We start from the raw sequence: 25,423 nt of genomic DNA on the forward strand, positions 1-25,423 counted from the left end.
AAAGGCGCAAAGAGTTTTTGCGTGAGGTTAGAGGATATTTGAGAGAATTTGGAGGGCGGTTTGGATTTGGTCGCTGTCGATAATTAGGGGGGGGCAAAAACGAATTGCTGCTTTGCCACAACCTAGCAATAATAAACCTTGTAAGAAGGATTCTTGGATAATACGATCGCGCAGTTTATTATCAAAATTACCTGCTTCATCTAATAAGTCCACCGCAACCATTAAACCTTTACCCCGTGGTGGCGATAGTCGGGGAAATTTTTGATGTAATTCGGTAAGTCCAGTTTGTAATAATTCTCCCATCTGGGTAGCGTTGGTCATTAAACCACTTTCGAGTAATTCGAGGGTGGCAATACCAGCCGCACATGCTACGGGATTACCGCCGAATGTGGTAGCGTGGGAACCAGGAGGCCAAGTCATTAACTCTGGTCTTGCAAGTATCGCCCCTAAAGGTAGACCGCTGGCGATACCTTTGGCGGTAGTAATAATATCAGGCATCACTCCCCAATGCTCGATCGCAAATAAGCGACCTGTCCGCCCCATTCCGGCTTGTACTTCATCCACCACCATTAAAATACCGTGGCGATCGCATATCTCCCGAATGCGTTTTAAAAAACCGTCCTCTGGTACAATATATCCACCTTCGCCTTGAATTGGCTCAACTACAATTGCCGCTACTTCTTGCGGTGGTAAAGTTGTGGTAAACAGCTGTTTTTCTAAGTAATCTAAGCTCGCGTGAGTGCCGTAGGGGATATGAGTCACCCCTGGAACTAAGGGGCCAAAATTGGCTCGCTGCACTACTTTGGAACCAGTCAGAGACATTGCGCCATAAGTGCGTCCGTGGAATGCGCCTAAAAATGCGACGATTAGCGATCGCTTGGTGTAATATCTAGCTAATTTAATCGCTCCTTCGTTAGACTCTGCCCCAGAATTGGTAAAAAATACTTTGGCGGGAAATCCAGTGTTATTCTCTGGCTGGGGAAAGGGGGCGCGAACAGCTAATTTTTCTGCCAATTCTACCATCGGTTCATAATAAAAATCCGTCCCCGACATGTGCAGCAAACGCGCCGACTGTTCTTGAATTGCCTTGACGACTTCCGGGTGTGCATGTCCGGTGGCGGTGACGGCGATACCTGCGGTCATATCCAGAAACACATTGCCGTCCACATCTTCCACCATACAGCCTTCACCACGAGCCACCACCAAGGGATAATCGCGGGTATAAGAAGGAGAAGTGACGGCGCGATCGCGTTGTATAATTTCTTGAGCGCGAGTTCCAGGCAAAGAACTTATTATGCGCGGTGTCCGAGGTAAATTTAAGTTAACAGGAATACTTAACATAGTTTTTTAGAATTACTGAATAATTCAACTGCGAAATCCAATTATTTACAGTAATTTGTAATTCGTAATCGTTACTCTACCCATCAACGGCAAAGCTTAAAACAACAAACCAATTAAATTGCTCTGTTCCTTAATTACGAATTACGAATTACGAATTACGAATTATTTCTGTTGTCTATCTGGGCACGTTGCAAACTTCCAGAAAAGTCAACATAAACGCTTTTCCATTCAGTAAACACATCTAAAGCAGTGGTTCCAGCTTCGCGGTGTCCGTTGCCGGTTTGTTTGACACCACCAAAAGGTAAGTGTACTTCTGCGCCAATGGTGGGGCCGTTAATATAAGTGATACCTGCTTCGATGTCACGCATGGCAGTAAAAGCGCGGTTAATATCGCGAGTATAAACGGAAGAGGAAAGACCATAATTGGTATCATTGAGAATGGCGATCGCTTCTTCAAAAGAACTCACCTCAATCAATGCCACCACTGGCCCAAATATCTCTTCACGGGCAACGCGCATATTGGGAGTTACATCATCCAAAATAGTCGGTTGAAAGAAGTAACCATTTTTTAATTCGCCAGCAGATGCAATTTCCCCACCAATTAAAACTTTTGCCCCTTCCTCACGGGCAATATCTAAATACTTGCTTACCTGTTGAAGTTGCTTTTCATTAATTATCGGCCCTATATCTGTATCTGGGTCATTACCAGCACCCAAGCGTAACTTACTGGCACGCTCAGAAAGCATAGCAGTAAATTTTTCTTTGATATCGCGATGCAAAATCAGGCGACTCGTAGCCGTACAGCGTTGACCGGTTGTGCCAAAAGCACCCCAAACTGCACCATCTAAAGCTAGTTCTAAATCGGCATCTTCCATTACCACTTGGGCATTTTTGCCGCCCATTTCCAGACAGACGCGCTTGTGAGTGCGTCCGCAAGTCGCGCCGACAAAAGCACCAGTTTGAGAAGAACCAGTAAAGGAAACCAAATCAACATCGGGATGTTCGACTAAAGCTTTCCCGGCTTCTTCTCCTACACCATGCACCAGGTTAATGACTCCTGGCGGTAAACCTGCTTGTTGGAAAATTTCAATTAATTTAGTTGCACAGGCAGATGTGTCTTCAGCAGGTTTGAGGATGACTGTATTGCCACACACCAATGCTGGCATCGCTTTCCAGCAAGGAATTGCCACCGGGAAATTCCACGGGGTAATTAAGGCGCAGACACCAATGGGCATTCGTACTGTCATGGCGAATTTATTGGGCATTTCCGAGGGTGTGGTTTGCCCGAAAAGTCGCCTTCCTTCACCAGCACTATAAAAGGCGCAGTCAATACCTTCTTGCACATCTCCCCTAGCTTCTGTCAGGGGTTTACCCATTTCTCGACTAATTAACTGGGCCAGTTCTTCTTTGTGTTCGAGTAATATTTCCCCGATGCGAAAAATGTATTCTGCCCTAGCTGGGGCTGGGACTTGGCGCCAAGTTTGGTAGGCTTTGCGGGCGGCGGCTACCGCTGTATCTACATCCTTGGCTTGGGAACGGGGAAATGTGGCAACAAGTTCGGTTCTGTCAGCAGGGTTGCGGCTTTCGAGAGTTGCTTCCCCTACAGCGGTCAACCATTGACCGTCTATGAAATTGCGGCAAGATAGCGGAGTTATCATTACAAAGACCTCCGACTGATAATTCAGTGGATTTTGGTACTAAGTTTGCTTGCTTTCTACGTTATCGTCAAGTCAGAATTTAGGATTAATTCTTGCCTATTGCCTTAAGGCACAAATGCCAAAACTCCCACAGGACAACCAGAACCACCACGCAATCTCAGAATTCCGATCGCTAAAGTAGTACCTTTAGGTGGTAGCTGATCCAAATTAGTCAGATTCTCTAGTACAATGCGCGGTTGCTCTAATACCAAGCGGTTAGTAGCAAAGCTGGTATCCTGCCCTGGATCTACACCATGAGTATCAATTCCTACCCCAGCAATTTGCCGTTGCTCAAGTAGAAATTGGGCAGCATCACTACCAAACCCTGGAAAGTGGCTGATTCCCTGAGCATCCTGATTGAAGAACGCATTTTTATCAAACCACTTCTTTTGCCAACCAGTATTCAATATAACTACGCAGTTGGCAGGAATTTCACCGTATTGTTCTTCCCAGGCTAAAATATCAGCGATCGCCAGAGCATAATCAAAGTTAGCTTTCACGGCTTCACGGATATCTATGACTACCGCAGGTACAACTAAAGACTGGGCTGGATATTGGTCAATTCCGATACTATGACTATAAAAACTATTAGGAGCATTGATATGGGTGGCGCTATGTTCCCCCAAGGAAAAACGCCGCAGGTAATAGCCATCGTTGTTGGATTCAGCGACAGTTTCAAACTCTACTGGCGGGTCGCCAGGCCATTGGGGAATATCCAAGTCAATGACATGACTTAGGTGGATAACGCGTGTATAGGTGATATTCTTTTGACTTCCGGGTTGTCTCATCCCAGCCTTCTATATTGATTGCTAAAGGATTTTTCTCAAAAGTGCAATGTTTAGCCTGGATTTTTCAGAAATTGAGACGGAATTATTCTGCTAAATAAGTTAAGTGATAATACAATACCGCATTGTCGAGTGCGATCGCCGCAGTTGATTTGGCGATCGGTTACTATGGGCATTCACCAAGCTCAAATATTCAGCGACGAAGCTCAGATATTCATTCACCAAGCTCAGATATTCATCGACGAAGCTCAGATATTCAGCGACGAAGCTCAGATATTCAGCGACGAAGCTCAGATATTCAGCGACGAAGCTCAGATATTCATCGACGAAGCTCAGATATTCAGCGACGAAGCTCAAATATTCAGCGACGAAGCTCAGATATTCAGCGACGAAGCTCAGATATTCATCGACGAAGCTCAGATATTCAGCGACGAAGCTCAAATATTCAGCGACGAAGCTCAGATATTCAGCGACGAAGCTCAGATATTCATCGACGAAGCTCAGATATTCAGCGACGAAGCTCAAATATTCAGCGACGAAGCTCAGATATTCATTCACCAAGCTCAGATATTCAGCGACGAAGCTTGGAGGTTCACAAGTTTCATTCTTATCTCTCGCATCTCCCCTGCCTCCCTTCACTCACTACCATTGAATATTAGAAATTAAATAAAACGGTGCGTTAGCCAAAAGCTAACGCACCTACTAAAAAACTCTCTTACAATGCCCGTTGCCCGATGCCCTTTCAAGGCAAGTTTATTTATTGAAAAATAACAGTCTCAGGTCAAAATTCTAAAATTGGCCAGTCTGGTTCCCGATAATAGCGTGTCATGTCGTCGAACTTACGCAACTCGACACGATTAATCAAAAATTCTGGCAAATTCAACAACCATTTTTGATTCAACTGAGAAAGGAGCGTACTGAAGTTTGTACGGTCTAAATCAGATGGAACTTCGCCAAAATAGGCTAATGTAATATGTGCTGTCAGGTGATAGTGCTGCTCAATACCCAAAGCGATTAACTTCGGGTTTTGATAAATTGTTCGGCGAAATTGAATAATTTCATCATAGGAGCGTTCATCCTGAGGTACTAAACAAACAGCTACAGCTCTTGGCATCAGTATCAATCCCAGCATTCCCCATTTGATAGGATGATTCCTGTTTGTCATCGATTGTTGATATTGCTGGAAGATTTCCGCTACACAAGAGTGTAACTCTCGGTCGAATTGGGGATTTGTTTCGCGGGCATCAACAAAGGCATTGTCCCAAATTAAATCCGCTAAAGTCAGATGGAAGCTAGCAGGAGGTACAGGCACAATCAAATCAGGGTTTACAGGTAACTGCAAAAGTTCCTGTTGGTAAATCTGTAATTTGCCATAGAAAGCAGAGTTTTCTGATTCTTCTTCAGCAGGCGGCGTAATTAACGTATAGCCAGGAAAGGAAGTTGCTTCTCTCACCCCAGAGTTTGCCTGAAATTTAGAAGATTCCTGGATATGCTGGGCTTGGGATCTGTGAGCTTCCGGCAGCGTCAACCGTGCCAAGCGATTTAAGTAAGTTTGATAGTTATCGTCCAATCTTCATAGCCTCAAGCTCTCACTTGATAGATTTTAGGGAAAATTATCCAGATTAAGAGAATGATTTCAAAAGTATTTAGTTTTTGGGAATGGGGGATGGGGCATAGGGCATAGGGCATGTGGAAAGCCGAACTGGATTCACGAGTATCAAAAACTCGTCAGCGGCTATCAAAGACTCATCCGCTACTCTCAATACCCAATGCCCAATACCCAATGTCCAATGCCCAATGCCCCATGCCCCATGCCCCCATTAGGAGATTATCTATGCCAATCTACGTTTACTGGGGTGAAGATGATTTTGCGATGGAAAAAGCGATCGCTATGCTGCGCGATCGCGTCCTCGATCCCCAATGGATTAGTTTTAACTACACTTCATTTCCACCGGATGGAGATAATGCTGTCATCCAAGCGTTAAATCAGGCGATGACGCCAAGTTTTGGCGCTGGTGGGCGCTTGGTTTGGCTAGTTAACACCGCTGTTTGTCAGCACTGTCCAGAGAATGTGTTGGCAGAATTAGGGCGATCGCTATCAGTAATCCCCGAAAATTCTTTTTTATTACTCACCAGCCGTAATAAACCGGATGAACGCCTCAAGTCTACGAAATTGTTAAAACAATTTGCTACCGAGTTTAGAGAATTTCCACTTATTCCCCCTTGGAAAACAGAGTTGTTGGTGCAATCTGTTAACCAAGCAGCTCAAACTCTGGGCGTAAAACTCACTGCCAATACTGCTGAGTTGTTGGCTGAATCTGTAGGAAATGATACGCGCCTTCTTTACAATGAAATGGAAAAACTGCGTCTATATGCCGAAGGTAGCAACAAACCTTTAGACGTAGATATCGTCAGGAAGTTAGTAAGAAATACTACCCAAAATAGTTTACAATTAGCAGCAGCAATTAGAACAGGAGATACTGCAAAAGCTTTGATTACCTTGGCCGATCTCATGAATGCTGCCGAACCAGGATTACGGATAGTTGCTACATTAATTGGACAATTTCGCACTTGGCTATGGGTAAAGATTATGATGGAAAGTGGAGAGCGAAATCAACAAGCGATCGCTCAAGCTGCTGATATCGGTAACCCTAAACGCATCTACTTCCTACAGCAAGAAATCAGGCTCCTTTCTCTAGAGCAGTTAATCTCTTGCTTACCCCTACTACTGGAATTAGAAGTGAGCCTTAAACAAGGAGCCTCAGAAATGTCAGCACTCCAAACGAAAGTAATTGAGCTTTGTCAAATATGCCGAGCAAGTTCACAATAAATATAAAAGCTCGATATATTAGGTAGTTACTGGAACTTCCTACTCCGAAAATAATTCAAAGTTGTTATAAGATCCCTGATGTAGTTCTGTATTACACATAATATGAAGAAAATTTCTCATTTCTTTTCTCAATCTAGCCGAAAGCAAATCCTTTCCCAATCATTATTTTTCGGTTTTGTAGCCACTGTGGGTTTGATTTCCAACGGTTTTTCATCAAGTTCAAAAGCTTATGGTCAAACTCCACCAGTAAACAATACAGAAATTAAAAGCTATGCCCAAGCGGTGCTAGCAATGGAACCAGCGCGTCAAAACGCGTTTGAAGAAATTAAAAAACTTATTGGTAGTGGAGAAATTCCGAAGATTGTTTGTAATGATTCTAACAGCATCAATGGTCTTCCCAGGAAAGCTCAAGATATCGCAGTAAATTACTGTACTCGTTCTCAAAAAATTGTCGAAGATAATGGTCTGAGTATCGATCGCTTCAACAAAATTACTATAGAACTGCAAAATAACAATAACTTAAAAAAGGAGGTATACAATACCTTATTAATCCTGCAACAAACTCCTGAAATGAGGTAGGTACATAGCATTACTATGTTTATGTTCAGATAAAAATTAGAGATTACCATATTAAATCTGTAAACAGTCAACAGTTATCAGAAAACATTGGTAACTGATAACTGGTAATTTCTAACTACTGGGTGGTAAAACAACCCAAAAAGTCAGATTGCTAACAAATAAATTCCTATATTTACTTTATTTATTCAATATTTTTGATGTAGAAATTAAAATCTTTTATCATGCTCAGCGTTTAATTTTTAATAAAGGTAGCACCTTTTGTTTTAACAACTCAATTAAAGCTGGTTCCATATACTCATATTCATCTGGTATATCTAAACATATAATCTTTTTATCTTTAAGGCAGTGCTGAAAATTTTTTGATAGCTTGTTTTTATGGGACTTTTCCATAACAAAGATAATATCAGCCCAGGCGATGGCTTCTGTTGAAACTGGTACTTCTGCGTAGCGATCTAAACCTGCCGAGTCCGTTTCTAACCCTTCATATTCAGAAAATACAGCTTGGGCGGTAGGACTTCGCAACCTATTTTGACTACAAATAAATAAAAGGTTTTTCATTAATTAGTATTAATTGTCCTGATTTTCTTGCGCCGTAACACAACTGGCAGCATACTGAGACTAAGTAGAACGATTCAAAAAAACCAAAGTATGTAAAGAAACATAAACTAGGTTAAAACCCTGTTCACTCCTGCCTTCTGCCTCCTGCCTCCTGCCTATTCCTAACGATAAATATTCACACCGACCTACTTAAAACATCATCCAGCGTACAAGAGCGCACTTCCTCCGAAGAAATAAAGCCTCGTTCAGCCAGAACTCGGTCGATTCGATTTGTGAGAGTGAGGGTAACTATTACTTGCCCCATTTGCTTACCCTGAAGATTTGGCAGTACTAGCTTACCCATTTGAGTTAACTCTTGCTGAGGATTTTAAATTTATTGTAGTTGAGTAATAACTAGAGCCAGTTTCAATCCTTAAGCGACGAGGAGTGTACGAAAAAGTAGTAGAGTGAAAAATGCATCTAGTAGCGTTAGGATCTTGACGAAATTACCCGTGCGAAAAATAGTTATTGCCGGTAACTGGAAAATGTACAAAACCCAGGCAGAGTCCGAAGAGTTTTTACAAGGATTTCTGCCCCACCTACAGGAAACGCCTGAAGAACGTGAAATACTATTGTGCCCTCCTTTCACTAATCTCAGCGTTTTGTCTAGGAATTTACATGGTAGTCGCGTACAACTGGGGGCGCAAAATGTTCATTGGGAAGAATATGGAGCCTACACAGGTGAAATTTCTGCCCCTATGCTGACAGAAATTGGCGCACGCTTTGTGATTGTCGGTCATAGCGAACGACGCCAATACTTTGGTGAAACGGACGCCACCGTTAATCTGCGCCTGCGAACAGCTCAAAGGTTTGGTTTGACCCCAATTCTCTGTGTTGGCGAAACCAAAGAACAACGAGATAAGGGAGAAACTGAATCGCTGATTAGTCTCCAACTCGACAAAGGCTTGGTAGATATAGATCAGAACAATTTGGTGATAGCCTATGAACCAATTTGGGCAATTGGCACTGGTGATACTTGTGAAGCTGTAGAAGCTAATCGAATAATTGGCTTAATTCGTAGCCAATTGAGCAATCCAAATGTATCAATTCAATATGGTGGCTCAGTCAAGCCAAATAATATTGATGAAATCATGGCTCAACCAGAAATTGATGGCGTTTTAGTGGGAGGAGCAAGTCTCGAAGCTGAGAGTTTCGCTCGGATTGTCAATTATAAGTCAGTCTGATGCGCCTTTTATCGTTCCCATGCTATGCAAGGAAGCTAACAACCGATGGCACCAATAAACAGATGTTGACTGGAAAGGAGGGGATTAATTGGAGCCAACGGTGGAGCAGTTAAAAGCGTTATATCGAAGATGCGTAGCAGCGAGTAATTTAATGCAGTCAATCAACGTAGTTCGTTTAGACGAGCGAAACAGAAGACTTTTCGTGTTAATTGGAGAGACAATCGAAGTAGAAATATTTCCAAACGGGGAGGTATTTATCAAATGACCCAGCCTGATTTTGAGCAGATGTCAGATAAAGAGTTGCTAGCCTATGTGAGAACTCATCCACAGGACACCGCTGCTTTTCACAAATACATGGACAGACTAAGCGCTCGCCCCGGTGTGCTTTGCACAACAGATGAAGAATTTGAAGCCGAATTGCTCAAACGAATAGGTAGAGCATAGCAGTAATAAAAAGCGATCGCATCTGCTATCAATGCGATCGCCACAAAATGTTTTTAATCTCCTACACGATGACAATATTTTACCAACCACGAGCGCCAACAGAGTGGCAGTAGTAAGTCATTGCTTGGCTTACAGGGCTATCAGTTCTAACAGCCACTTCTTGGCGCACCTTATCTTCAGTCAACTTAACTCCTTGACTGTAGGTTCTAAAACCGACAATTGACAATCTCTCGTCTCCGCAAGCCGCGTGAACCAAAAACTCACTCATCAGTCCATTTTTGAGCTGATAAACCTTGAGGACGCTACCAAATCCACGCTCTCTTTTTCCCATTGTCGTGGTGTCCAACAGGAACGGGTCGCCGTCACTATCAAAGCCAACGTTGACAAATTTTTCTGCACGTTCGGCAGATGCAACGCTGGTGAAACTTAAAACTGAAATTGCTCCTGTCAACAATACACTGATTAATCGCTTGGCGTAGTTCATGCTGGATAATGGCTGGTTAATACCCTTACTTTGTAGCCTTTTCTCAGTAAGCAGTGTTATAGCAAGCACACTTAAAAACATTTAAAGTTTGCGTAAATTAAACTCAACTTTTGACTGCTTTTTATGCCAAATAACTTGATAATCAGGGGACGCTGTTTCGAGTGGGGACAGCGGACTTATTTGATGGGCATTTTGAATGTAACGCCTGATAGCTTTAGCGATGGGGGTGAGTTTAACACCACCTCTGCGGCTTTAGTCCAGGCGCAAGCATTGGTGGCTGCTGGTGCTGACATTATCGATGTGGGTGGTCAATCAACTCGACCAGGAGCAAAACAAATAACTCTCCAAGAGGAACTCGACCGGGTGCTATCGGTGTTACAGGTACTCAGACGGGAAATTTCAGTACCCATCTCTGTAGATACTACCCGTGCTGCTGTAGCCAGGGCATCAACAGAGGCTGGGGCAGATATGATTAATGATATTTCTGGCGGTAGCTTTGATTCGGAAATGTTGCCAACCGTGGCCAGTTTAGGTGTGCCGATTATTTTAATGCACATCCGGGGAACGCCACAAACCATGCAACAGATGACTGATTATCAGGATTTGATGGCAGAGATTTTTAGTTTTTTGGAAAAACAAATCGCGGCTGCAACTGCTGTGGGCATTGACCCAAATAAAATAATTATCGATCCTGGTATTGGTTTTGCGAAGAATTATGAGCAAAATTTAGAAATTTTTCAGCGATTGCGATCGCTCAGGGCACTCAATTGTCCTATTCTAGTGGGAGCATCTCGTAAAAGCTTTATTGGTAAGATTCTCAATCAACCAGATCCCAAAGCACGAGTTTGGGGAACCGCAGCAGCTTGTTGTGCTGCGATCGTGAATGGGGCTGATATCCTGCGGGTTCACGATGTCCAAGAAATGCGCGATGTTTCCCTGGTAGCTGATGCAATATTCCGACACACACAGCGTAAATCTTAAGAAATGCGGTGAGTGGGGAGTAGGGACTTCTAAATAAAAAATATCCTACTATTCACAGTCAACGGTCAACAATCATCTGTCAACAACTTCAAGCAGGATAATTTATTTGTTGGAGTTCCTTTAGGTAGTCCCGTTTTCTGATTTCCTGGGGCGATCGTCGTTATCCACTGACTCAGCAATCAACTCCTGAAACATTTCTGTTGAGTTAGCTGGATCGACAAAGACAATTTTGGCATTATTGCTCTCGCCTAGTTGTTGGCTAGCCTTGACGTAATCCTGAGCCACGAGATACCGCAGAATTTCCTTACTTTCTGGATTAGAACGTAAGGCTTTAGAAATGATTTCAACTGAAGTCATAGTTCCTTCTGCTTTGCGAATGGCGGCTTCTTTTTGTCCTTCAGCTTCGGTAATCAGTGCCCGTTTTCTGATTTCAGCAGCTTGCTCATCTTCTCTAGATTTACGTACACTCTCAGGTAAAGTAATTCTTTGAAGATCTAAGCGCAGAATTTGTACTCCCCAATCTGCCGTAATTTCATTCAATTGATTTAGAATAGCTCTGTCCATTTCCGCTCTAGAGACGTTGGTTTGCTCAAGGGTGTTTTGAGCAATAATTTCCCGCAACGTAGTTGTGGCTAGCTGCACCAATGCCCCTTGAAGATCTTCAATAGCGTAAAAGCTTTTCTCAATATCTATAATCCGCCAGTATACAATTGCGTCTACTTCTACGTAAATATTATCTTTGGTAATTACATTCTGGGGTTTGATGTCAATAAACTGCTCTCGCGTGGTATCTTCCATGACAATTTGATCCACCAAGGGAACAATAAAGTTTAGCCCTGGCTTAAGTTTTCGATGATACCGTCCCAGGCGTTCTACTAAAGCTTCATTACCTTGATTAATCAGTTTGGCAGAACCTAAGGCATAGCCTATAAGGGCTAAGACTATAGCAATGATTGGCTCCATATATGCTCCTATTTAGCTGTTTGGGAGAATCTAGTGTCAAGGATATGCTACTAGCTTGTCATACCTTTGAGTTAAATGTTTTGAGTCTGTAATTTGATCGACACCAGCAGCAATGTCTGATATTGAGCCGCTGGGCGTCTTGTATGTAGGAAACTTTTGCAGAATGCGATCGCTATTAAAGCACCTCGATCGCACCCTGGCAAGAAGTACTTTCTGTAATCGCTTTTACTTACACCAACACCTCCACACAGCTCAGTTATTTACGTACATTCACTTAATCAAAATTAAACTAATTTTACGTAAATTTTAGTACTAATTGCAAAACCACAGTATAATTCCGAATAAAATTAGGTTCAGCCACATAAAATAATATACAAATACTATGGGCAGGCTGTCGATCAAACTTATAGGTTTAATATTGCTGTTTACAGGCTTATATTTTTTTACTCAAAACATTATATTTGTGACGGGTTACTATTCTTTTTCCCGTAGTTTACCTGCTACAGCCTCAGTTTTAGCAATGATGGCAGGTGCTTTTACACTGGTCTTTTTTCATAGAGAGGCTAGCAATTTGGGATGGATTTTGTTAGGTGTTGGTATAGTACTAGTTTTTTTGAGTGGTGGAATAATTTTTAGATCGACTAGCTTATGGAATTTATTGGTTGCTTTCACTGCATTAATGGTCGGATATAAGTTATTTAATCAGGGCAGAATCAACTTTTAAAGCCAGAATTCAGAAGTCAAAATGCAAAATTAATAAGGCTTCAATAACCAAACTTCACAATTTAATAAAGGTAAAGAAGTTATGTAAGGGACTTCCAAGTAAAAAAATATTCCCTTGCTATTGTTAACTGTGAACCGTCAACGGTCAACGGTCAACAGTCAACTACCTGAATTGGATTAAACTTGTAGCTAAATGCTGATTTCAGCAAGTGTGAAGTACAGATAACTCAATCTCAACCAGACCAATAGCCTCCTAATTATGGCTTTGTTCGGGGGGGTTTTACTAAGGTTGAGGCTACTATTACAATGGAAACTATTGATTATGAGGACAAGGCAAGAATGACCCAGGTTGTTCTAGGAGAGAACGAAGGAATAGATTCAGCTTTACGTCGGTTTAAACGCCAGGTTTCCAAAGCTGGCATATTGGCTGACGTAAAATATCATCGGCACTTTGAAACACCGTTGGAAAAACGCAAACGTAAGGCAGTGGCAGCTAGACGCAAAAGACGTTTTAAATAAACCTATTTGCTTTGGTACTGACGTTGCTTGAGGTAATAACCTACAACAGGTAACGGCGCGTAGGCATAGCCCGCGCCATTATACTTACAAAAATTAAGGAAGATGTGCCGCACCCCTTTGTTAGGGTGTCGATAAGTCAATTTACCTATGCACAGAGTGTATAGGAGCTTTATATTGGTTGGATGGAGCAAGCTAAAATCGCTGCCCATCAACCAAGATAAGCGCCGTTGAGGGAACTGGAAAGACAAGGGGACAAGGGAGACAAGGAGAATAATTCTTAACTCAACACTCTCGTCGAATCCTAAGAATCAGAATTATTAATGGTGCGGCTATTACAAATATTCATCGCCTTTTCTACTCCCTGCTTGAGGCTTAGTTCTACACACTCAACCACGAACTGAAGTACAAGAGACATCAGCTGATTTTCACTAGCAGAAAATCGCCCTAGTACATGGGAGATAGTATCTGAATCATCTTTACTAACTGCATTTTTGGGTTTACCAATACCGATTCGCAAACGGGGAAAATTTTGAGTGTTAAGATGTGCGATCGCACTTTTCATTCCATTATGTCCCCCAGCGGAACCAGACAAGCGCAGACGAGTCTTACCCAAGGGTAAATCCATATCGTCATAAACGATCAATACTGACTCAGGCGGTAATTTATACCAACTGGTCACCGCTTGTATGGCTTGTCCTGAGCGATTCATATAAGTCAAAGGCTTGAGCAAGCGAATTTTACCTCCACCTGGTGCCATACCCTCCCCATACTCTGCTTGAAACTTGCGATTTTCCGCTAGGGTAATGCGCCAAGCACTACAGAGAGCTTCCACAGCAGCAAAGCCAATATTATGGCGTGTTTGGTCATATTTGCTTTCTGGATTCCCCAACCCGACAATTAGCTGGGGAATCACCAAAGCTGGTTGTGTAACAGCTTCTGTCATTTTGCTACAGTCAATCAATTATAGGGGCATAGGGCATGGGGAATGGGGCATGGGGGGGTGGGGAGATGGGAGGATGGGGAGACAAATTGCAATAAGTCTTTTCCTTGTTCTTTTCCAATGCCCAATGCCCCATGCCCTATACCCTATGCCCTATGCCCAATCCCCAATGCCCAAATTAGTATGTTTTCCTAACCAACCTGTGAAGAATTAGCAGTATCCTGCTGTGATTTAGCAGGCTCGATTTGCTTGGGTTCCAATTCAGCGGTAGTTTTCACAGCTTCTTCTAATTGTTCGGCTTCTTTTTGAAACTCATTTTGAAACTCCTTAGAAGCTTCTTGAAAACTGCGAATTGTTTTGCCTACACTGCGGCCAATCTCTGGTAGCTTCTTTGGGCCAAAGATTAACAGCGCTACTACCATAATTACAGCCATTTCTGGCAGACCGATACCAAATATATTCATTTTTTATCTCCGATAAATTCTAAAACCACTATATAGACTCACATATTTATGTAGTCTACTCAATAATCGCCCATTATATAAAGCGATCGCCCCGCAAGCTCAGACGTGTTACTGGTTTTAGTGCTGGCTTTATCTTGCCCAGCATTGAAAGCGATGAAACCAAAGGTTGCTCCAGATGTTTCGTTTGTGCCAACAGAATAACTTACAGCTATTTTCATAAATAAGCCACGCGGTAGGGGCACAAGGCCTTGCACCCCTACGACAGATGTGGTTCAAATACATGAAAAAGGCTGTAACAAAAGTCAGCGTGATAATTTCTCAACAAGGGGAAAGGATAAAAAGTCAACCTATTCATCCGTTTTCCCTCTTTTTCAACCTTTCACACACATAACTTGCTTGAGTGTTGCTACAACTTCCACCAAATCCGCTTGATTTGCCATCACTTGTTCTATGGGTTTGTAAGCGCCGGGAATTTCATCTAAAACCCCAGTATCTTTTCGGCATTCTACCCCTTGAGTTTGCTCAATCAAATCATCAAGAGTGTAGACATTTTTTGCCTTATTTCTAGACAATAAACGACCTGCACCATGAGAACAAGAACAAAAGCTGTCGGCATTACCTTTACCTTTGACAATGAAAGACTTTGCCCCCATTGAACCAGGGATAATGCCATAATCTTCTGTTTGGGCGCGGACTGCACCTTTACGAGTAACGTAAACATCCTCGTCAAAATGCACTTCTTTTTCGGCGTAATTGTGATGACAATTCACCTCTAATAAAGGTTTAGTAGCCTTTCCACCTGCGACATGCTTTGCGACTATGTGCTTAAAACGCGCCATCATCACATCGCGGTTGACACGCGCATACTCTTGCGCCCATTGTAAATCGTGCCAGTATGCTTGAAATTCTGGCGTACCAGCGACAAAGTAAGCCAAATCGGGATCGGGTAATTTCTCACCTGCCATCTTGGCTAATTCTTTGGCTGTGTTAATGTGACACTGAGCTAGATTATTGCCAATGTGGCGCGAACCAGAATGCAGCATTAACCAAACTTGATTCTCTGTATCGAGACACACTTCAATAAAATGATTCCCTCCACCCAGAGAACCCATTTGTTTCATCGCTTTGCCTTGCAGATCTTGTACGCCGCGATGCAAGTCTTTAAAATCATTCCAGCCTTGCCAATTGGTGACAGGTTTCTCAACGTCTTTGTTTTCGTTAAATCCTGTAGGAATTGCTGCTTCAATATCCAAACGAATTTTTTTGAGTTTACCTTCCAATTGTTCGCCAGTAAATGGGGTTTTGATAGCACTCATCCCGCAACCCACATCTACGCCCACAGCAGCAGGTATAATTGCTTCTTTGGTGGCTATTACAGAACCAACTAAAGCACCTTTACCTAAATGAACATCTGGCATTAAAGCTACATGCTTAAAGACAAATGGCAGCGATGCCACATTCTTTGCCATCTTGGTTTCTTCTGGCCCCAAAGCGTGATTCGCCCAAGATAAAACAGGTGCTGGTGTAGTAATTTCTAATTTTTCGTAGGGCATAGTTTTCTAATTTGGGATTTTTAATTTTAGGTTTTAAATTGCTAATTTGGCATTAGGTAGTCGAGGGGAGATGAGGGATAAGAATTAATAACCAATGCCCAATGCCCCATGCCCACCTTACAAAAACCATTTCATATTACAAGTGTAGTATCTTTCGGTTTTAAGCCTCAACCGATCGCTACACTATGAAAAGATGTATTAAAATTTGTAAAGAAAATGACCTGATTAAAACAGTCTTTACACTTGGTGATATACCTATGGCAGTGCGTCAAGATACAATCTGGGAACGTTTTTTATCGCCTGTAGCGCGTTTTTTCATTGATGAAGATGGGTTGCGGCGTTATCAACAAAGTATTGATTGGGAGAAAGAAAGCGATCGCTATCGCCGAGCTGATGTCATAATTCCATCGTACTACAGCAGCCAAAATTTTCACGGGATTAAAGGCGGATATCTCACCTCTGATGCAGCAGTGACTTACGATCCCATAACCCAATATGTTCTCCCGCCTAGCGAAAGTGTTGTCCGTCAGGCTTTAATTGATGCTGTGAAGGTGAAACCACGACGCATACTTGATTTGGGTTGCGGTACGGGTTCCACTACTTTAATGTTAAAACAGGCTTTTCCGGAAGCCGAAGTTATTGGTTTGGATTTATCACCTTATATGTTGGTAAGGGCAGAAGATAAAAGCCGAACCGCTGGTTTAGATATAGTCTGGCGACATGGGAATGCTGAGAAAACTGGTTTTAGCGATGCTTCCTTTGATTTGGTGACAGCTTCTTTACTATTTCACGAAATACCAGATACAGTATCACTAGCAATTTTGCGAGAAAGCTTCCGGTTGCTGGTAACTGGAGGACAAGTGTTAATTCAAGATGGCAATCAAAAGACTCTGCGTCAATTAGAATGGCTCAATGACCTTTTTGAAGAACCATATATTCGTGAATATGCCAATGGTAGTGTTGAAGCGAATATGGGTGCAGCAGGGTTTGAAGCAGTGCGAACTCAAGATGTTTGGTGGATAAATCAGGTAACTAGCGGCATTAAACCGATTGCATCTGAAAATATCCGTCAATATAGTGCAACTTCAATCGGCACCACAATAGATAATAATAATTTGGAGGAACTTGGATCGCCAGCTTTTGGCATAATCGCATGAGTTTAAAGGCAGTTCTCTTTGATTTTAATGGTGTCATCATTAACGACGAGCCAATCCACCTGCAACTGATTGATGAGATTCTCATTCAAGAGAATCTCCAACCACAGCGGGTTGATGAGCGTCAAGCTTCTTTGGGACGCAGCGATCGCGCTTGTTTTACTCAACTACTCTCCAATCGTGGTAGAGTAGCTACGGAAAAATATTTAACTCAACTGCTGCATCGCAAAGCCGAAGCTTACGCACTAGAACTGGAAAAAATAGAGAAACTGCCTTTATATCCAGGTGTAGAAGATTTGATATTTCAAATGCGATCGCGCAATCTGAAATTAGGATTAGTCAGCGGTGCTATTCGCAAAGAAATAGAACTGGTACTCAATCGGGCTAAACTGAGCGAACATTTTAAAATTATTGTCGCCGGTGATGATATCACTACCAGTAAACCAGAACCCGACGGTTATCTTCTGGCTGTGAAGAAGTTGAACCAAGAATATCCCGAATTGAATCTGCAACCGCAAGAGTGTTTAGCAATTGAAGATACACCAGCTGGTATTCAAGCAGCAAAGCGATCGCACATGCAAGTGGTGGGTGTAGCGAATACTTACCCCTTCCACATGCTTCAGCGCTGCTGTAACTGGACTGTCGATTACCTCACTGATTTGGAACTCGAACGCGTCCAAGAAGTTTATTCTCAAAAACAGTCCCAGCCATCACTAACTGAATGATAAAATATTCATTGGTGAATTAATTAAGGGGAATTAGCTCAGTTGGTAGAGCGCTGCGATCGCACCGCAGAGGTCAGGGATTCGAGTTCCCTATTCTCCATTGTGGAAATTATAGCAGGGAAGAGGCAATAGGCCAAAACCCCTCATGTAGAGACGCGATGAATCGCGTCTTTTTACTGTCACGTTATACAGACGCGATAAATCAATACGGTTCAGTTAAAGTCAAAACTCTTTTTTTTTAACAAACCGCCAAGGACGCTAATACCGTTTCTTTATGAGGCTGCGCTAAATTTCTTTAGCTGTTTCTTTGTGTACTTTGCGTCCTTTGTGGTTCGTTATATAATTCGGCGCATCTTCATACAGAATTGGTATAAAGACGCAAAGAGAAGAAAGAAATGCTTAACTGAACTGTATTGCGCGATAAATCGCCGTCTCTACAAAGAATTTACTCGTCAATTATTCCTTGACAAACTACTATTTCCAACTTGTGTGTACACCGTAGCCAATTTATCGGGGGGTTGGGGGGATGTTTAAATGATTAAAACTTAACCGAACCGTATTGCTTCAACTGCTATACATTTAAATTTATATTGCTTCTCAAAGCGATCGCTTGTGTAATTAGTTCTTTTTACAGCAATTTGCAGTTGAATAGACCACAGTAGGGGTACAACATTGTTGTGCCCTTACGATAATTTAGTATTCAAGTATGTATTTCATCCAAATGAAAAGCGCTGTAAGATGGTGCGTTGCACTGCGTGACAACGCACCCTACATTTAAATTTATAGTACAACGGCTCTTAGGAGAAGAGCATCCAGATGTCGCCACCAGTTACAACAATCTGGCTTTACTCTACTATTCCCAAGGACGCTACAGTGAAGCTGAACCACTGTTTCAAAAAGTTTTGGAAATTGCTGAACTTTGTTTAGGGGTAAATCACCCCAACATAATTACTTTCCGTAAACATCTGAAATTATTGCCCGATCGCACTTAATGTAAGTGGTAGGTAAGGCGATCGCTTTATTTGACCGTTGCAGCGCAGTCTTAGGCTGCTCTAGACTTAGAAACGGTATTATACAGCTAATAAAAAAGATGAGTTATCGCAACATCATTACTATAGAACCTGACAAACGAGGTGGTAAACCCTGTATTCGACGAATGAGAATCACCGTTTACGATGTTTTGGGTTGGCTAGCAGCAGGTATGTCTCACTCTGAGATTTTAGAAGACTTTCCTGAATTGACAGAAGCAGATATCAGGGCTTGCTTAGAATTTGCTGCTGATAGAGAACATCGTCTTGTTGCTTCTCTACGAGACGCTACGCCAACGGTAGGTGATGCTTGAAGCTACTGTTCGATCAAACTTTAACGATATGCGATGATTTGTCCCAAATGCTTGAGGATTTTTAGAACCTGATAAAGATTATTGCGGTATTGCGAACGGGTTGCAAACAGGTCAGAAATAGCATACTGTTTACCCAAAGTTTTGATAAATAAATAGCTGCTACCATTAGCTATCATTCCGTATAAAGGTTGTTCTATTTCAGGATGAGCCGCCATGTATGCCAATGTTTGAGGTATGGCTAGTTCTAAATCAAATGTGGTCTTCTTTGACTCAATTAAAACAATCCATAATCTATCTTGTAAAACCAAAGCATCAATCCGTCCTCGTAAAATTTCTTCATTATCTCCTTGTGCTTCAATTTCTACAGATACTTCAGTTTTAAATTTGTAAGGTGCTTGATAGAATCCTGCAAGCTCAAGCAATGGTGAAAGTACTACCATTTTTACAGTTTCTTCTAAAAGAATTCCATCAGAAATCTGATAAAGATAGTTTTTTCTAACTTGTTCTAACCTGACTTGTTCTGCTTCAGTCAATGCAGGTAGCTCATTCATCCACTCAGTAAAAAACTCGCCATTAAAAGACAGTGTTAAACCTAGTTTTTCCTCAACTTGGCGAAGAGTTTTGATGTCTTCTGCAATGGCTAGGCTGTTAGTCATGGTTAGATTTTCAGTAGTGGCTAATATCAAGATAACGCCATTTTTGATTTTAGATTTTAGATTGTGAAAAAGTTAGTGGCTCGACTTGCAGGAGCAGTAAATCTACAAATATTGCTCATTCACCAGCCTGCTGACGACGCTGCTGTAGTTTCTGTTCTAGTTGATGAAAAACTGTTTCTGCGTCAATAACTTCCCCACGTTCCGAAGCTTCGACTCCAATCATGATTTCTCGTCGCAATTCTTCAAATCTACCTTTATAAATAGATTCCCTTTCCTCCAGCAGTTTAACACCCGCAACAATCACTTCTTCGGTCGAGGCATACTTACCACTGGCAACTTGACTTTGGATAAATTGCTCTAATTCTGGAGTAAAGAAGATATTCATATATATTATCTACTATAATATATGCCCTTGTGTTTTTATTTTAGAGTGTTGCCAGGTCTTGCTGTCAATGATGGGCTGGTGAGGGCAGAGGACACAAGGTTTAAGAAAAAACTATCTCCATCAACGATTTATCCTTGACAATGCTATTGCATCAACTCGCAATTGAGTTGTGTCGCTTCGCAATTGAGTTGTGTCGCCTCGCAATTGAGTTGTGTCGTCTCGCAATTGAGTTGTGTCGTCTCGCAATTGAGTTGCATCGACTCGCAATTGAGTTGTGTCGCTTCGCAATTGAGTTGTATCGCCTCGCAACCATTAAATTACTCTTTATTTCAATTTACTGATACAAATTTAGTCATAATGGGTACATTAAATATATAGTTTACTACTTATGCTTCTATGCCAGCCCAAGACACAACACGCCGTTTGAGCCGTCAATCTATAAGCCAAGATGTAACTTCATGGCACGGTTTACAAACTATCACCAGCTACGATACAACCCGTGCTGATGCTTCTGTTGATAAGTTACAGCAAGCTTATCAAGCAATGTTGGTGCAGCAACAAGCGGAAACAGAGAAGCTAACTTTATACCGTGCCGCGGCGGATGCAGCGCGATTAGCAGAATGGGAATTTCACAATACTGTGTTAGCGATGAAAGAAGTTATACGCGGACAATATGGTTCAGATAGCGATCAAGCGCAAGCTGTAGGATTGAAGAAAAAATCAGATCGCAAGCGTTCTAAGCGTAAAAAGCTAGTTGCGATCGCCAGTTAATTAATTGTTGAATTATAAAGCGATCGCACTTCTATATTTCTTTGGTGCAGTCTCTGGTACTCTGTCAGTATTTATCAGGGGTAATGCGATCGCTAACAAATAGCAGCCCGATAGTAAACCCAGAGTCAAGCTTTCAAATATTTATCTAATATTAGCAATCAGAAGCGAGTTTGATTGCGCCCGTTTTTCTTAGCCTCTCGAACTTTGTCGCTAGCACGCTGCAACAAAGAAATAGGATTATCTTCTGGCATGAGTTCCACAACTCCAATGCTAGCAGTGAGTCGAAACTGCTGACCGTTGTAAGCTGTAAGTATTTCTTCGCTCAGAGCTAGGCGAATTCGTTCAGCTATCTGATATCCTGTGTTCAAATCGGTATCGGACATGATAATACAAAATTCTTCGCCACCATAACGTGTAACCCAATCCACTGCTCTGACGTTACTTTTAAATACTTGTGCAGCAGTTGTCAGTGTTCGATCTCCAGTGGGGAAACCGTAGGTTCGATTTACTTCACCGAAATGATCCAAATCAAGGAGTACCACTGTTAGTGGTTGCTGATATTTGTGAGACTTTTCTATTTCCCGTGGTAGTAATCTGTCGAGATAGCGACGATTGAAAATCTCAGTCAAGCCATCGTGTTCGGCTTCTGCTCTGTATTTCTTCACTAAACGACTCGCCTTAAGCACCATTTCATTAATCATCCTCTCAGCAGTCACGCGAATTCGATGCTCAAAATCAGTGATTAGCTTGTCTTGTCCAGAAGCATCTGCAATAGCATCAAATTCCTCAGCAGTCACAACTTGGTTGCGTCCCTTTTGCTTAGCAGCATAGACGCATTGATTAATTTCCTGCCATAGTTGCTCCATAGATGAATGTCCCGTCATCGGCACCACTCCCAAAGAAGCTGTGATATGAATGCAAGACTTTTCATTAAGCCAGAATTCATGAGTCTCAATCTGAGTTCTAAGAAATTCTGCAAAAGCTTTTCCCTGCTCAGTATTGCCACGCATACAAATAGCGAATTTATCACCCCCTGTCCGAGCGACGATACCTGCTCCTAGCGAGTACTTTTGGAGAATCTGCCCAACCTCTTGCAAAACCTGATCTCCGGCAATATGACCATGACTATCATTAATAAACTTGAAACGGTCAATATCTAGGTAAATCAAACATACAGACTCTCCATCTTCTTTCGATGTCAAAAGCTCGATGGCATAATCATTAAACTTGCGAAAATTAGCAGTTCCCGTTAACTTATCAAGGTTAAATGAATGCTTTTGCTTGCTATGCCACACACTGCGCTGCAAACGCAAACCTATTTGCCAATCAATTGCATCGCGTTTACAAGTTTCATCTCCTGCTTCTAACCAAGAAAGGGCAGTAGATTCTTGCTCCATCGTATCTATCAAAACTACTGTTGGTAAACCAATAGTGGTGTATATATTCTTAAGTTCCTCTAAGTTTTCAAAAGTTTTGATATCGAGTACAACAGCATCAAAACCCTTATTACATAAAGCTGAAATATCAACTCGAATCCACTCAAAGTTGAGGAATAAATTGTTTGGTTGGGGCAAATCAGTTGGACTGCACCAAGCAACTCGTATCGCTTTTACTTGTTTATTCATTAATTGCAACTTTACCAAACAATAACTGTAGGATAGTTTTCTAAAATAATTAATTATGCTTGTATTTATAACTTAAAGTTTAACAATCATTTTCAGGAATGACTATTATCTCTTACGGCAACGTCATCATTTGTTGATGCCATAAAATTGAATTACTAAAGACTTACAGCATAATTAATGAATTCAGCAGCAAAGCCAAAGATGGTTTGCTAAAATATCACAATTAACAAGTAAAATAGATTCGATGCCTGTGTTGAAATAGAGACCGGGGACTGAGGACTGGGAAAGAAGATTTTCTTAACCTCGTTGTAGTAGAGACGTTGCATTGCAACGTCTCTACAGGATTTTGATATTATGCACAATCGTTTTCATATATCAAATCAGCAACGCCAATTTACGAGTACATTCTCTGTAGAGACGGCCATTCATCGCGTCTAAAAAACTGACACGTAAGACAGACAAGGGTAAATCGCGTCTCTACATGAGGGCTTTCTCGTTTCTGAATTGATATCTGCGAAGATTCTAGGTTCAGCAATTACTTTTTTATAATTTCTTAATGTCCATCTCACCACACTACAGGGTTGATAACTGATAATCCAAATATCGATCGCCAGCAAGAGTGTTGAGTTATGTGTATTGAATTTGGGCGGGAAATCTGCGGTAATCTCGACATAGCCGAGTCACGGGAATGGTTGGTTACTAACGGCATTGGTGGTTACGCCTCTGGAACGGTGGCAGGTTTATTGACTCGCCGCTATCATGGTTTACTAGTAGCAGCTTTGCAACCGCCTCTCGGTCGCACCTTACTGTTGGCAAAGCTAGATGAAACGGTTTTGTATGGCGATCGCTTTTATTCTCTACACTGCGATCGTTGGGCAGATGGTACTGTCAGTCCCCACGGCTATCTACAGATTGAACATTTTTCTTTAGAAGGTACAGTTCCTCTCTGGCGTTTTGCTGTTGCTGATGCGTTGTTAGAAAAACGAATTTGGATGCAACAGGCAGCTAATACAACTTATGTCCAATATACTTTGCGTCGTGCCACCCAACCGCTGAAGTTGACACTTAAAGCGATCGTTAACTACCGCGATTATCACAGCGACACCCATAATTACAATGATTGGCAGATGTCCGTCGAACCGGTGGAACAGGGAATTTGTGTAACTGCCTATCCTGATGCCGTACCAATATATCTGCTTACTGACCGTGCCAGCGCCTCCCCTGCCCATAATTGGTACTATAACTTTGACCTAGCAGTTGAACGCTATCGGGGATTAACCGACAAAGAAGACCACCTCCACGCCGCCACCTTTGAAGTTACCCTCAATTCAGGAGAATCTATTACCTTTGTTGCCAGCACTCACAAGCAAGCAGAATTGAACGGCGAAGCAGCACTCAAACACCGTCACACCCTAGAACAAAAATTAATCGGACTCTGGAAATCTAACCGACCTCTGAATGCTGCCGATTCTCCTGCTTGGGTGAATCATTTAGTTTTAGCTGCCGACCAGTTTATCGTCGATCGCTCAGTTCCAGAAGACCTTTATGGCAAAACTATCATCGCTGGTTATCCCTGGTTTAGCGACTGGGGACGCGATACCATGATTAGCCTCCCTGGTTTAACCCTCGCCACCGGTCGCCCAGAGGTGGCACGTTCCATTCTTCGCACCTTTGCTAGGCACGTAGATCAGGGAATGTTGCCCAATCGTTTCCCGGATGCAGGCCAGACACCAGAATACAACACAGTCGATGCAACTCTTTGGTATTTTGAAGCTATTCGAGCTTATTACAACGCCACTGAAGATAATGATTTGCTGATGGAACTGTTTCCCGTGCTGGCAGACATCATCAACTGGCACTGTCGCGGCACCCGCTACAACATCCACCTCGACGCCACTGATGGCTTACTATATGCAGGAGACAAAGGCGTACAACTCACTTGGATGGATGCAAAAGTTGGAGATTGGGTAGTAACGCCTCGCATTGGGAAACCAATTGAAGTCAACGCTCTGTGGTATAATGCTTTGCGAACAATGGCTAAATTTGCTCGTTTGATTGGCAAGCCACACCAAGAGTATCAGGCGATCGCCGACCGCGCCCAAATCAGATTTTCTCGCTTTTGGAATCAAGAAACTGGCTACTGCTACGATGTGTTGGATACTCCCGACGGAGATGACCCATCTGCGCGTCCTAACCAAATTTTTGCCGTTTCCTTACCCGAAAGCCCGCTGACACCAGCCCAACAAAAAGCAGTGGTAGACATTTGCGGACAGATGCTACTAACTTCACATGGATTGCGATCGCTTGCCCCAAATCATCCCCAATACCAAGGAAAATACGGAGGCAACCAGTATCAACGCGATGGCGGTTACCACCAAGGAACCGTCTGGGGTTGGTTGTTAGGGCCGTTTGTTTTAGCACACCTGCGCGTCTACAAAAATCCTAAGCAGGCGCGTCAATTTCTGCAACCAATGGCTAATCATCTAACAACGCATGGCATTGGCAGTCTCAGCGAAATTTTTGATGGCGATGCCCCCATGACTCCGCGCGGATGTATTGCCCAAGCCTGGACAGTTGCAGAGGTGTTGCGTGCTTGGTTGGCAACGGAGATTTGATAGCGAATAAAGTATAAAAAATCGCTTTTTATTTGATTTAAAAAAGAAAGAATAAAGGCGTCAGTC

At 42.4% G+C, this 25,423-nt stretch carries 32 protein-coding genes and 1 tRNA gene; 15 read left to right on the forward strand and 18 right to left on the reverse strand.

Going from position 1 to position 25,423, the window contains the following annotated elements; all coding sequences use genetic code 11:
* Positions 1-27: 27 nt before the first annotated feature.
* The 5 genes from H6H03_RS17700 to H6H03_RS17720 all read right to left on the reverse strand — a co-directional run bounded on the left by H6H03_RS17700 (position 28) and on the right by H6H03_RS17720 (position 5,393).
* Positions 28-1,341 carry an acetyl ornithine aminotransferase family protein gene (locus H6H03_RS17700; RefSeq protein WP_190956385.1) on the reverse strand — a complete coding sequence of 438 codons (1,314 nt, stop codon included), beginning with the start codon at positions 1,339-1,341 and terminating at the stop codon, positions 28-30.
* Positions 1,342-1,496: 155 nt separating this feature from the next.
* Positions 1,497-2,999: an aldehyde dehydrogenase family protein gene (locus H6H03_RS17705; RefSeq protein ID WP_190956386.1), complete on the reverse strand. Its 1,503-nt coding sequence runs from the start codon at positions 2,997-2,999 to the stop codon at positions 1,497-1,499.
* A gap of 104 nt (positions 3,000-3,103) precedes the next feature.
* Entirely contained in the window at positions 3,104-3,826 is a 723-nt protein-coding gene (locus H6H03_RS17710; protein ID WP_190956387.1) for a cyclase family protein, read from the reverse strand.
* 99 nt (positions 3,827-3,925) lie between these two features.
* Positions 3,926-4,462, reverse strand: a complete 537-nt coding sequence (locus H6H03_RS17715; protein ID WP_190956388.1) for a hypothetical protein — start codon at positions 4,460-4,462, stop codon at positions 3,926-3,928.
* A gap of 142 nt (positions 4,463-4,604) precedes the next feature.
* A complete protein-coding gene (locus H6H03_RS17720) occupies positions 4,605-5,393 on the reverse strand; it encodes a DUF1868 domain-containing protein (RefSeq protein WP_190956389.1) in 789 nt (262 codons plus the stop codon).
* A 264-nt stretch (positions 5,394-5,657) separates the two neighbouring features.
* Here H6H03_RS17720 and holA point away from each other — a divergent pair, with 264 nt between their 5' ends.
* Positions 5,658-6,653 carry a DNA polymerase III subunit delta gene (gene holA, locus H6H03_RS17725; RefSeq protein ID WP_190956516.1) on the forward strand — a complete coding sequence of 332 codons (996 nt, stop codon included), beginning with the start codon at positions 5,658-5,660 and terminating at the stop codon, positions 6,651-6,653.
* Between the two features lie 102 nt (positions 6,654-6,755).
* A complete protein-coding gene (locus H6H03_RS17730) occupies positions 6,756-7,232 on the forward strand; it encodes a DUF4168 domain-containing protein (RefSeq protein ID WP_190956390.1) in 477 nt (158 codons plus the stop codon).
* A 225-nt stretch (positions 7,233-7,457) separates the two neighbouring features.
* Here H6H03_RS17730 and H6H03_RS17735 read toward each other — a convergent pair whose 3' ends face one another.
* On the reverse strand, positions 7,458-7,790 hold the full coding sequence (locus H6H03_RS17735) for a low molecular weight protein tyrosine phosphatase family protein (protein WP_190956391.1): 333 nt from the start codon (positions 7,788-7,790) through the stop codon (positions 7,458-7,460).
* A gap of 175 nt (positions 7,791-7,965) precedes the next feature.
* A complete protein-coding gene (locus tag H6H03_RS17740; RefSeq protein ID WP_313931869.1) occupies positions 7,966-8,133 on the reverse strand; it encodes a hypothetical protein in 168 nt (55 codons plus the stop codon).
* Between the two features lie 148 nt (positions 8,134-8,281).
* Here H6H03_RS17740 and tpiA point away from each other — a divergent pair, with 148 nt between their 5' ends.
* The 3 genes from tpiA (at position 8,282) to H6H03_RS17750 (ending at position 9,457) form a co-directional block, all read left to right on the forward strand.
* Entirely contained in the window at positions 8,282-9,013 is a 732-nt protein-coding gene (gene tpiA, locus H6H03_RS17745) for a triose-phosphate isomerase (protein WP_190956517.1), read from the forward strand.
* A gap of 100 nt (positions 9,014-9,113) precedes the next feature.
* The gene (locus tag H6H03_RS42050) at positions 9,114-9,278 is read left to right on the forward strand and encodes a DUF6888 family protein (protein ID WP_390842591.1); all 165 of its coding nucleotides are present in this window, start codon (positions 9,114-9,116) and stop codon (positions 9,276-9,278) included.
* Complete coding sequence (locus H6H03_RS17750) at positions 9,275-9,457, forward strand: DUF6887 family protein (RefSeq protein ID WP_190956392.1); 183 nt, start codon at positions 9,275-9,277, stop codon at positions 9,455-9,457. The genes H6H03_RS42050 and H6H03_RS17750 overlap by 4 nt, the downstream gene beginning before the upstream one ends.
* A 79-nt stretch (positions 9,458-9,536) precedes the next feature.
* On the opposite strand, the gene H6H03_RS17755 is transcribed toward H6H03_RS17750, so the two are convergent.
* Positions 9,537-9,941: a hypothetical protein gene (locus H6H03_RS17755; RefSeq protein ID WP_190956393.1), complete on the reverse strand. Its 405-nt coding sequence runs from the start codon at positions 9,939-9,941 to the stop codon at positions 9,537-9,539.
* Positions 9,942-10,064: 123 nt separating this feature from the next.
* Here H6H03_RS17755 and folP point away from each other — a divergent pair, with 123 nt between their 5' ends.
* Positions 10,065-10,922 carry a dihydropteroate synthase gene (gene folP, locus H6H03_RS17760; protein ID WP_190956394.1) on the forward strand — a complete coding sequence of 286 codons (858 nt, stop codon included), beginning with the start codon at positions 10,065-10,067 and terminating at the stop codon, positions 10,920-10,922.
* Between the two features lie 120 nt (positions 10,923-11,042).
* On the opposite strand, the gene H6H03_RS17765 is transcribed toward folP, so the two are convergent.
* A complete protein-coding gene (locus tag H6H03_RS17765; protein ID WP_190956395.1) occupies positions 11,043-11,885 on the reverse strand; it encodes an SPFH domain-containing protein in 843 nt (280 codons plus the stop codon).
* Positions 11,886-12,267: 382 nt separating this feature from the next.
* On the opposite strand from H6H03_RS17765, the gene H6H03_RS40395 reads away from it, so the two are divergent.
* A complete protein-coding gene (locus tag H6H03_RS40395) occupies positions 12,268-12,609 on the forward strand; it encodes a hypothetical protein (protein WP_242057893.1) in 342 nt (113 codons plus the stop codon).
* Positions 12,610-12,947: 338 nt separating this feature from the next.
* Entirely contained in the window at positions 12,948-13,127 is a 180-nt protein-coding gene (gene rpsU / locus H6H03_RS17770) for a 30S ribosomal protein S21 (RefSeq protein ID WP_008226419.1), read from the forward strand.
* A gap of 301 nt (positions 13,128-13,428) precedes the next feature.
* On the opposite strand, the gene pth is transcribed toward rpsU, so the two are convergent.
* From pth to H6H03_RS17790, 5 genes are all read right to left on the reverse strand, one after another.
* Positions 13,429-14,070: an aminoacyl-tRNA hydrolase gene (gene pth / locus H6H03_RS17775; protein WP_190956396.1), complete on the reverse strand. Its 642-nt coding sequence runs from the start codon at positions 14,068-14,070 to the stop codon at positions 13,429-13,431.
* A 10-nt stretch (positions 14,071-14,080) separates the two neighbouring features.
* A complete protein-coding gene (locus H6H03_RS41345; RefSeq protein ID WP_277926161.1) occupies positions 14,081-14,203 on the reverse strand; it encodes a hypothetical protein in 123 nt (40 codons plus the stop codon).
* Positions 14,204-14,258: 55 nt separating this feature from the next.
* Positions 14,259-14,531: a TatA/E family twin arginine-targeting protein translocase gene (locus H6H03_RS17780; protein WP_190956397.1), complete on the reverse strand. Its 273-nt coding sequence runs from the start codon at positions 14,529-14,531 to the stop codon at positions 14,259-14,261.
* A gap of 59 nt (positions 14,532-14,590) precedes the next feature.
* Entirely contained in the window at positions 14,591-14,749 is a 159-nt protein-coding gene (locus H6H03_RS17785) for a hypothetical protein (RefSeq protein ID WP_190956398.1), read from the reverse strand.
* Between the two features lie 153 nt (positions 14,750-14,902).
* Positions 14,903-16,084: an RtcB family protein gene (locus H6H03_RS17790; RefSeq protein ID WP_190956399.1), complete on the reverse strand. Its 1,182-nt coding sequence runs from the start codon at positions 16,082-16,084 to the stop codon at positions 14,903-14,905.
* Positions 16,085-16,341: 257 nt separating this feature from the next.
* Here H6H03_RS17790 and H6H03_RS17795 point away from each other — a divergent pair, with 257 nt between their 5' ends.
* From H6H03_RS17795 to H6H03_RS17815, 5 genes are all read left to right on the forward strand, one after another.
* A complete protein-coding gene (locus tag H6H03_RS17795) occupies positions 16,342-17,241 on the forward strand; it encodes a class I SAM-dependent methyltransferase (protein ID WP_190956400.1) in 900 nt (299 codons plus the stop codon).
* The gene (locus H6H03_RS17800; RefSeq protein WP_190956401.1) at positions 17,238-17,963 is read left to right on the forward strand and encodes an HAD family hydrolase; all 726 of its coding nucleotides are present in this window, start codon (positions 17,238-17,240) and stop codon (positions 17,961-17,963) included. Before H6H03_RS17795 ends, H6H03_RS17800 begins: the two co-directional genes overlap by 4 nt.
* A gap of 27 nt (positions 17,964-17,990) precedes the next feature.
* Positions 17,991-18,063 (forward strand) — tRNA-Ala (locus H6H03_RS17805).
* Positions 18,064-18,718: 655 nt separating this feature from the next.
* Positions 18,719-18,955, forward strand: a complete 237-nt coding sequence (locus H6H03_RS17810) for a tetratricopeptide repeat protein (protein WP_390842559.1) — start codon at positions 18,719-18,721, stop codon at positions 18,953-18,955.
* Between the two features lie 98 nt (positions 18,956-19,053).
* A complete protein-coding gene (locus tag H6H03_RS17815) occupies positions 19,054-19,305 on the forward strand; it encodes a DUF433 domain-containing protein (protein WP_190956403.1) in 252 nt (83 codons plus the stop codon).
* 20 nt (positions 19,306-19,325) lie between these two features.
* On the opposite strand, the gene H6H03_RS17820 is transcribed toward H6H03_RS17815, so the two are convergent.
* The 3 genes from H6H03_RS17820 to H6H03_RS17830 form a co-directional block, all read right to left on the reverse strand.
* Complete coding sequence (locus H6H03_RS17820; protein ID WP_190956404.1) at positions 19,326-19,961, reverse strand: type I restriction endonuclease; 636 nt, start codon at positions 19,959-19,961, stop codon at positions 19,326-19,328.
* 115 nt (positions 19,962-20,076) lie between these two features.
* Positions 20,077-20,346 (reverse strand): type II toxin-antitoxin system ParD family antitoxin, encoded by a 270-nt coding sequence (locus H6H03_RS17825; protein ID WP_190956405.1) that lies wholly within the window; start codon positions 20,344-20,346, stop codon positions 20,077-20,079.
* Positions 20,347-20,466: 120 nt separating this feature from the next.
* Entirely contained in the window at positions 20,467-20,655 is a 189-nt protein-coding gene (locus tag H6H03_RS17830) for a hypothetical protein (RefSeq protein WP_190956406.1), read from the reverse strand.
* Positions 20,656-20,742: 87 nt separating this feature from the next.
* Here H6H03_RS17830 and H6H03_RS17835 point away from each other — a divergent pair, with 87 nt between their 5' ends.
* The gene (locus H6H03_RS17835) at positions 20,743-21,117 is read left to right on the forward strand and encodes a hypothetical protein (RefSeq protein WP_190956407.1); all 375 of its coding nucleotides are present in this window, start codon (positions 20,743-20,745) and stop codon (positions 21,115-21,117) included.
* A 158-nt stretch (positions 21,118-21,275) separates the two neighbouring features.
* Here the strand turns inward: H6H03_RS17835 and H6H03_RS17840 are convergent, their stop codons facing one another.
* Positions 21,276-22,742, reverse strand: coding sequence for a diguanylate cyclase (locus H6H03_RS17840; protein WP_190956408.1), 1,467 nt, complete (start codon positions 22,740-22,742; stop codon positions 21,276-21,278).
* A gap of 629 nt (positions 22,743-23,371) precedes the next feature.
* Here H6H03_RS17840 and H6H03_RS17845 point away from each other — a divergent pair.
* Positions 23,372-25,357: an amylo-alpha-1,6-glucosidase gene (locus H6H03_RS17845; RefSeq protein WP_190956409.1), complete on the forward strand. Its 1,986-nt coding sequence runs from the start codon at positions 23,372-23,374 to the stop codon at positions 25,355-25,357.
* Positions 25,358-25,423: the final 66 nt, after the last annotated feature.

The sequence above is a fragment of the Nostoc paludosum FACHB-159 genome (assembly GCF_014698835.1).
GTDB lineage: Bacteria > Cyanobacteriota > Cyanobacteriia > Cyanobacteriales > Nostocaceae > Nostoc > Nostoc paludosum.

Coding starts and splice junctions, on each gene's coding strand:
- H6H03_RS17780 (WP_190956397.1), bottom strand. CDS start 14,531: ATGAATATATTTGGTATCGGTCTGCCAGAAATGGCTGTAATTATGGTA.
- folP (WP_190956394.1), top strand. CDS start 10,065: ATGCCAAATAACTTGATAATCAGGGGACGCTGTTTCGAGTGGGGACAG.
- H6H03_RS41345 (WP_277926161.1), bottom strand. CDS start 14,203: ATGGGGCATTGGGCATTGGAAAAGAACAAGGAAAAGACTTATTGCAAT.
- H6H03_RS17790 (WP_190956399.1), bottom strand. CDS start 16,084: ATGCCCTACGAAAAATTAGAAATTACTACACCAGCACCTGTTTTATCT.
- H6H03_RS17750 (WP_190956392.1), top strand. CDS start 9,275: ATGACCCAGCCTGATTTTGAGCAGATGTCAGATAAAGAGTTGCTAGCC.
- H6H03_RS17820 (WP_190956404.1), bottom strand. CDS start 19,961: ATGACTAACAGCCTAGCCATTGCAGAAGACATCAAAACTCTTCGCCAA.
- H6H03_RS17700 (WP_190956385.1), bottom strand. CDS start 1,341: ATGTTAAGTATTCCTGTTAACTTAAATTTACCTCGGACACCGCGCATA.
- H6H03_RS17710 (WP_190956387.1), bottom strand. CDS start 3,826: ATGAGACAACCCGGAAGTCAAAAGAATATCACCTATACACGCGTTATC.
- H6H03_RS17705 (WP_190956386.1), bottom strand. CDS start 2,999: ATGATAACTCCGCTATCTTGCCGCAATTTCATAGACGGTCAATGGTTG.
- H6H03_RS17735 (WP_190956391.1), bottom strand. CDS start 7,790: ATGAAAAACCTTTTATTTATTTGTAGTCAAAATAGGTTGCGAAGTCCT.
- H6H03_RS17740 (WP_313931869.1), bottom strand. CDS start 8,133: ATGGGTAAGCTAGTACTGCCAAATCTTCAGGGTAAGCAAATGGGGCAA.
- holA (WP_190956516.1), top strand. CDS start 5,658: ATGCCAATCTACGTTTACTGGGGTGAAGATGATTTTGCGATGGAAAAA.
- H6H03_RS17840 (WP_190956408.1), bottom strand. CDS start 22,742: ATGAATAAACAAGTAAAAGCGATACGAGTTGCTTGGTGCAGTCCAACT.
- H6H03_RS17765 (WP_190956395.1), bottom strand. CDS start 11,885: ATGGAGCCAATCATTGCTATAGTCTTAGCCCTTATAGGCTATGCCTTA.
- H6H03_RS17835 (WP_190956407.1), top strand. CDS start 20,743: ATGCCAGCCCAAGACACAACACGCCGTTTGAGCCGTCAATCTATAAGC.
- H6H03_RS40395 (WP_242057893.1), top strand. CDS start 12,268: ATGGGCAGGCTGTCGATCAAACTTATAGGTTTAATATTGCTGTTTACA.
- rpsU (WP_008226419.1), top strand. CDS start 12,948: ATGACCCAGGTTGTTCTAGGAGAGAACGAAGGAATAGATTCAGCTTTA.
- H6H03_RS17800 (WP_190956401.1), top strand. CDS start 17,238: ATGAGTTTAAAGGCAGTTCTCTTTGATTTTAATGGTGTCATCATTAAC.
- H6H03_RS17825 (WP_190956405.1), bottom strand. CDS start 20,346: ATGAATATCTTCTTTACTCCAGAATTAGAGCAATTTATCCAAAGTCAA.
- H6H03_RS17785 (WP_190956398.1), bottom strand. CDS start 14,749: ATGAAAATAGCTGTAAGTTATTCTGTTGGCACAAACGAAACATCTGGA.
- pth (WP_190956396.1), bottom strand. CDS start 14,070: ATGACAGAAGCTGTTACACAACCAGCTTTGGTGATTCCCCAGCTAATT.
- H6H03_RS17730 (WP_190956390.1), top strand. CDS start 6,756: ATGAAGAAAATTTCTCATTTCTTTTCTCAATCTAGCCGAAAGCAAATC.
- H6H03_RS17845 (WP_190956409.1), top strand. CDS start 23,372: ATGTGTATTGAATTTGGGCGGGAAATCTGCGGTAATCTCGACATAGCC.
- H6H03_RS17795 (WP_190956400.1), top strand. CDS start 16,342: ATGGCAGTGCGTCAAGATACAATCTGGGAACGTTTTTTATCGCCTGTA.
- H6H03_RS17815 (WP_190956403.1), top strand. CDS start 19,054: ATGAGTTATCGCAACATCATTACTATAGAACCTGACAAACGAGGTGGT.
- H6H03_RS17755 (WP_190956393.1), bottom strand. CDS start 9,941: ATGAACTACGCCAAGCGATTAATCAGTGTATTGTTGACAGGAGCAATT.